Raw genomic sequence first — 3,730 nt, forward strand, 5'->3', positions numbered from 1 at the left:
TCTCTTTAGTTCTATTATATGATGAATCTGTCTATTGTTACATGGATATTATTGGCATGTTGATTTTGTTTTGATTTTGGAGTGAAAAGGTTTTCTCGCGTACGCAGTTTTTGTATGATGGTACAGGAGAACCATCAATCATACTAGCTAAGGGAGAAGGATTCACTGCCATGGATAAAAAGCTGATTTTCTTTGATATTGACGGAACGATTTATGATCATGATAAACGCATTCCCGCCACCGCGAAACAGGCCGTCTCCGATTTGAAAGCGCACGGTCATCATGTTTTCATCGCATCAGGCCGGGCGCCGTTTATGGTCAGGCCTGTTCTTGAAGAACTGGGCATCAATTCTTTTGTCTCTTATAACGGACAATATGTCGTTTTTGAAGGAGAGGTCATTTATAAAAATCCGATTGCCGAGCAGTCACTGGAAGCGCTGCTTGCGCATTCGGACAGCTGCGGCCACCCCCTCGTGTTCATGGGGGAAGAGGGGATGCGCACTACAACTGCCGGCCATCCGTTCGTTCATGAAGGGATCGGCAGCTTAAAAGTCAATCCGCCGGAAGAGGATCGCGCTTATTTTAAAGGCAGGGACATTTTCCAGGTCCTCTTGTTCTGTACGCAAGACGAGGAAGAGCGGTACAGCCGGTTTAAGGAGTTTGATCTTGTCCGCTGGCACGAGCGCTCTACAGATGTGCTGCCTTCTGGCGGTTCGAAAGCGGAAGGAATCAAAAAAGTCATTGAAAAGCTTCCGTTCGACAGAGAGGATACTTACGCGTTCGGCGACGGTCTGAACGACCTGCAGATGATCGAATTTGCGGGAACCGGAGTGGCGATGGGCAACGCTGTGCCCGAGCTGAAAAAAATAGCCGACTTTGTCACAAAGCCCGTCGATGAAGACGGCATTCAATACGCGGTAGAAGCGCTCGGACTTTTGAAATCATAAAAAAACGGATCAAACATGATCCGTTTTTTTTATGACACTTTTCCGCTACCCGCCAACAGGTGTTGCATTTTCAGGTTGTTTCAGCGGGTTTTCTTTGTCGATATGGTCGTAAAACATAATGCCGTTTAAATGATCAATTTCATGCTGGAATACGATTGCCGGATATCCTTTTAAGCGGATGTCGATGTTTTCGCCTTCAAGTGTCGTTCCTTTGACTCGGACCCGTTCATAGCGCGGAACATATCCGGGAATCGGTTCATCGACAGACAGGCAGCCTTCGCCGCTTGTCAAGTAGCATGTTTGAACAGAGTGGCTGACGATCTTCGGATTGAAAAGCGCATAGCTGTATAGTGTCCCGTCTTCACTTTCAACATGAACGGCAATCATTCGTTTATTGATATTAATTTGCGGAGCGGCTAGACCGACACCGGGACGAAGGTTGTATTTTTTAGCGATTTCAGGGTCCTGGCTGTTTTTGACAAACTCGATCATTTCGCTCAGCTGTTTGATTTCTTCTTCGCTTGCTGGCAATTGAACTTCTTCGGCGACGGTTCTCAAAGCAGGGTGGCCGTCGCGGACAATGTTTTCCATTGTGATCAACATCTTCACTCCCAACGATTCATTATGTAAAGTATAGCGGATCTTGCTCTTTTCGCGCAATCTCTGTGCACGATAAATGACCAGCCTAAAGGAGGCTGGTCATGACGGATTCATCAGGGGCTAGCAGCCTAAATAAGCGGCCCCTACAATAATCAGCAAAATAAAGAGAACGACGATCAAAGCGAATGTGCGGCCGTAGCCGTATCCATGGCCGCCGCCGTACCCGTATCCAGGGCAGCAATAACCGTACATATGAAGACCTCCTCCGTTATTTTACGCACAGCCTTTTCTTTTTGGTAGGCATGGCGTCTAATATAAATTATGTAAAAGTCCAAAGGTTGTATAGTCGAATGCCCAACTTCAAGGAATTTTCCCTAAATGTTTTGGTCTAAAAGCGAAGGCGCTGGCATACCGATCTGATATCGGCTTGTCCATATGCTGTAGACTTCTGTTGTCAAACAAACGAATTCATTTTATAGTGGAATTTGTCGAGATTGGGGGAAATTCAGAGTGAAATTTTCAAACATGCGGGTGCCCGCAGGCATCGTCGTTTTTTGCACGGCTGCATTTGTATTAACGGGCTGTCTCTGGAAGGATCCTGTCGAGTCGTTTCACGGCTCGCTGGAGAAGATCGTGGAATTGGAAGAGCCTTTTAAACAAGAGCAGGGTTCTCTTAAAAGCCTGGAAAAAGCCGAATCAAAGCTTTACGAGGAAATGATCAGGCTCAATATGGACGATTTTGACCGGATCGCCGCGCTCTCCGATAAAGCGCTGAAGACAGCCGGCAAACGCGAGGAGCACTTGAATGCTGAGAAAGAAAGCATAGACGAGGCAAAACGGGAGTTTGAAGCAAATAAAGCGTCGGCAGAAAAAATCGATGATCAGAAGGTCAGGAAAAAGGCTGAGAACGCTGCGTCTTATATGGAAAAGCGCTACAAAGCATACGACTCTCTTTATGACGCCTATCAGAACGCGATCGGCCTTGACAAAGAGCTGTACAAGCTGCTCAAAAATAAAAGTCTTGAGCTGGATGACCTTGAGGCGCAGCTGAAAAAAATCAATCAATCGTATGACAAAGTGCTGAAAGAAAGCAAGCATTTCAATGAGTATACAAAGGACTACAACAAAGCCAGAAAAGATTTTTACAAGGCTGCGGGGGTTGAGATGAAAGAGGGCTGAATGTTCAGCCCTCTTTTTTCGACAAAATCTGTATTGCTATTGTAATACAGATTGTTATCTATACTAGAACAGTTTGCAACAGTCTGGACAACGCTGAAACAGAAATCCGGTAAAGCGAATACATTTATTGAATTTCAGGAATGAAATCGATTGACGAGCATGATCGACTGGTGTAAACTTAGCCTTGGTGGAACTTGTTGTATTAGTTTTTCATAAACTATAAATGATACAGTTTTAGAACGCGTTGTGCTGTCCTTACATAAAAGTTTCGACAACCATCAAAGCGGCTAATAAGAAATAAATATGAGTTGCGCCCGTCAATTTAGGACACCCTAATTCTGTATGTATAAGGGATACACGTCTATGACTGTCAAAAGAAAGGAAGAGGTGACTTTAATATGGCTGCAAAAACGAAAAAAGCAATCGTTGATAGCAAAAAGCAATTCGATGCCATTAAAAAGCAGTTCGAAACGTTTCAAATTTTGAATGAAGAAGGCGAAGTCGTGAATGAAGCGGCAATGCCGGATCTATCTGATGATCAATTAAAAGAATTAATGCGCCGCATGGTGTATACACGCATTTTGGATCAGCGTTCTATTTCTTTGAACAGACAAGGCCGCCTTGGCTTCTACGCGCCGACTGCCGGTCAGGAAGCTTCTCAAATTGCTACGCATTTCGCGCTTGAAAAAGAAGACTTCGTTCTTCCGGGCTACCGTGATGTTCCGCAGCTGATCTGGCACGGACTTCCGCTTTATCAGGCATTCTTGTTCTCTCGCGGACACTTCCGCGGCAACCAAATGCCGGATGATGTTAATGCGCTTTCACCGCAAATTATTATCGGTGCGCAATACATCCAGACGGCTGGCGTTGCACTCGGCTTGAAAAAACGCGGCAAACAGGCTGTGGCGATCACTTATACTGGAGACGGCGGTGCTTCCCAAGGTGACTTCTACGAAGGAATCAACTTTGCCGGTGCGTACAAAGCTCCAGCTATTTTCGTTGTT

The 3,730-nt window shown here is 45.4% G+C and carries 5 protein-coding genes; 3 read left to right on the forward strand and 2 right to left on the reverse strand.

Going from position 1 to position 3,730, the window contains the following annotated elements; all coding sequences use genetic code 11:
* Positions 1-170 precede the first annotated feature (170 nt).
* The gene (locus BTA31_RS22145; protein WP_043928430.1) at positions 171-947 is read left to right on the forward strand and encodes a Cof-type HAD-IIB family hydrolase; all 777 of its coding nucleotides are present in this window, start codon (positions 171-173) and stop codon (positions 945-947) included.
* 45 nt (positions 948-992) lie between these two features.
* Here BTA31_RS22145 and def read toward each other — a convergent pair whose 3' ends face one another.
* Positions 993-1,547: a peptide deformylase gene (def, locus tag BTA31_RS22150; RefSeq protein WP_076794281.1), complete on the reverse strand. Its 555-nt coding sequence runs from the start codon at positions 1,545-1,547 to the stop codon at positions 993-995.
* A 120-nt stretch (positions 1,548-1,667) separates the two neighbouring features.
* Positions 1,668-1,799, reverse strand: coding sequence for a YjcZ family sporulation protein (locus BTA31_RS22155; RefSeq protein ID WP_043928431.1), 132 nt, complete (start codon positions 1,797-1,799; stop codon positions 1,668-1,670).
* A 258-nt stretch (positions 1,800-2,057) separates the two neighbouring features.
* Here BTA31_RS22155 and BTA31_RS22160 point away from each other — a divergent pair, with 258 nt between their 5' ends.
* Positions 2,058-2,726 (forward strand): YkyA family protein, encoded by a 669-nt coding sequence (locus BTA31_RS22160; RefSeq protein WP_076794279.1) that lies wholly within the window; start codon positions 2,058-2,060, stop codon positions 2,724-2,726.
* Between the two features lie 398 nt (positions 2,727-3,124).
* The coding region (locus BTA31_RS22165) for a thiamine pyrophosphate-dependent enzyme (RefSeq protein WP_239693257.1) at positions 3,125-3,730 on the forward strand (606 nt) is incomplete at its 3' end.

It is taken from the genome of Bacillus haynesii (genome assembly GCF_001969855.1).
Lineage (GTDB): Bacteria > Bacillota > Bacilli > Bacillales > Bacillaceae > Bacillus > Bacillus haynesii.

Coding starts and splice junctions, on each gene's coding strand:
- BTA31_RS22145 (WP_043928430.1), top strand. CDS start 171: ATGGATAAAAAGCTGATTTTCTTTGATATTGACGGAACGATTTATGAT.
- BTA31_RS22155 (WP_043928431.1), bottom strand. CDS start 1,799: ATGTACGGTTATTGCTGCCCTGGATACGGGTACGGCGGCGGCCATGGA.